The organism is Frankia tisae (assembly GCF_025403405.1).
Lineage (GTDB): Bacteria > Actinomycetota > Actinomycetes > Frankiales > Frankiaceae > Frankia > Frankia tisai.
Window position 1 is genome coordinate 1 of record NZ_JANEZT010000618.1, and the last position, 2,157, is coordinate 2,157.

Genomic DNA, 2,157 nt, shown 5'->3' on the forward strand with positions numbered 1-2,157 from the left:
GGTGTGGACCCTGCCGGGACGGGGCTGGCGGTGGTGCTGCCGGTCCTGCGCTGTCCGGCGTGCGTGGGCGCCTCGGGCGGGGACGGCGCCCTGCATGCGGACGGCGCCCTGCATGCGGACGGCGGTGTTCTGCGCTGCGCCGCTGGGCACGGCTTCGACATCGGGCGCGGCGGCTACGTGAACCTGCGGACCGGCCGCGCCCGCCGGATCGCCGGCGACACCGCCGCCATGGTCGCCGCGCGGCAGTCCTTCCTCGGGGCCGATCACTACCGGCCGCTTACCACCCGGCTGGCCGAGCTCGCGGCCGCCAGCACGCCCGGCGCCCGATCGGCTCCGAACCCGGGCCGGGACGCGGGCACGGGCACGAACTTCCGCCCCGCCTCGCCGGCTGGTTCGGTGCCGGTGGCGCTCGAGATCGGGGCCGGAACCGGCCACCACCTGGCCGGTGTGCTCGCCGCGCTGCCCGCCGGGGCGGTCGGGGTCGCGGTCGACGTGTCGAAGTACGCGCTGCGCCGGGCCGCGCGGGCCCACCCCCGGATCGGAGCAGTCGCCTACGACGCCGCCGGCCCGTGGCCGGTCGCCGACGGCTGCGTCAGCGTGCTCCTCGACGTCTTCGCCCCGCGCAACCTGGCGGAGATGCGCAGGGTGCTCCGGCCGGACGGGTTGCTCATCGTCGTCACCCCCGAACCGGGCCATCTTGCCGAGCTGCGTGGCCCGCTCGGGCTGGTCGGAATGCAGCCGGACAAGGGCGACAGACTCGACGAGCGGACCGCCGACCGGTTCGCCCCGGCCGCCCTCGAACGCCTCGACATTCCGCTTGTGCTGTCCGCCGACGAGGCCGTCGACCTGGCCCTGATGGGCCCAACCGGCCACCACCGTACGGCTGAGGACCTGCGCGATCAGGTCGAGGCGGCCTGGCCGGGGCGTCGCGTCGCGGTGACCGTCCGTCTCGCGGTCCGGTGCTACCGGCCGCGCGGATGAGGGACCGGGCCGGCCGACGGCTCTAGCCTTGCCTGCGGGGGCGGTGCCGGCGGGCGCCGAGACGGCCCGCACAGGCACCGGCGGTCACGGACGACGGCCGGACAGTCTGCCGACGATGGAGGTTCGGAATGGACATGGGACTGCTCGGGCGGATCGCCGTCGTCACGGGGGCGAGCCGGGGCATCGGCCTGGCGGTGGTACAGGCCCTGGTCGCCGAGGGCGCCACGGTGGTGGCTGGAGCCCGTCGCAGTTCGCCCGAGCTCGACGAGCTGGCGGCCTCCGGCGCGGTGCGCGTGCACCTGGTGGATCTGGCCACCCCCCACGGCCCGGCCGCGCTTGTCGAGCAGGCCGGCGGGCGGGTCGACGTCCTGGTCAACAACGTCGGTTCCGCGCCTGCCCGGCCCGGTGGGTTCGGCTCGGTCACTGACGAGATGTGGCTGGGAACGCTCAACCTGAACCTGCTCGCCGCGGTGCGGGCGACCCGGGCGGTGCTACCACTGATGCTCGCTGCCGGCAGCGGTTCCATCGTCACGATCAGTTCCGTGAACTCGGTCCTCGCCGATCCGGCGGTCATCGACTACTGCGCGGCGAAGGCCGCGTTGGCGAACTTCTGCAAGTCGCTGGCCCGGGAGGTCGGTGGCCGGGGCGTGCGGATCAACACGGTCAGCCCCGGCCCGGTCGGCACCGACCTGTGGCTCGGGTCCGACGGCGTTGCCGCCACCGTCTCGCGAGCCACCGGCGCGGACCCCGCGAGCGTCGTCGACGCCGCGGCCGGCAGCTCCGCGACCGGCCGGTTCAGCACGCCGGAGGAGGTCGCTGCCGCCGTCGTCCTGCTCGCAGGGAACCGCAGCGCGAACATCACCGGTGCGGACCTCCGCGTCGACGGCGGGATGGTACCCACCTGGTAGCCGCCGAGCCCAGTGCTGTCCGCCGTGGCGAACTCCACGCGCGCCCGCCGGCCTCGCCGCCTACGCTGAGTTGAGTTCTACAGTTGGTCGTAGACGGGTGGCGAGGCGGGAAGGGGCAGGGCACATACTGGTTCGCGTGGCGGAGAAGGGACGGCGGTCCGCGTCGGGTGACAGGTCGGACACGCCGGTGGTAGGCGTTGCGTGCAAGCGGGCCGCGGAGCCGCGCCGGCAGCGGACGAGACGGGTCGGGCTCGCCGCGGTGGTGCTC

General features: G+C 74.9%; 2 protein-coding genes. Both read left to right on the forward strand.

All coding sequences use genetic code 11. The annotated features are described in order from the left end of the window. The first annotated feature begins 3 nt into the window (after positions 1-3). Positions 4-981, forward strand: a complete 978-nt coding sequence (locus NBZ85_RS30570; RefSeq protein WP_261558163.1) for a methyltransferase domain-containing protein — start codon at positions 4-6, stop codon at positions 979-981. Positions 982-1,109: 128 nt separating this feature from the next. Continuing rightward, positions 1,110-1,889, forward strand: coding sequence for an SDR family oxidoreductase (locus tag NBZ85_RS30575; RefSeq protein WP_261558153.1), 780 nt, complete (start codon positions 1,110-1,112; stop codon positions 1,887-1,889). The last annotated feature ends 268 nt before the right edge of the window (positions 1,890-2,157 follow it).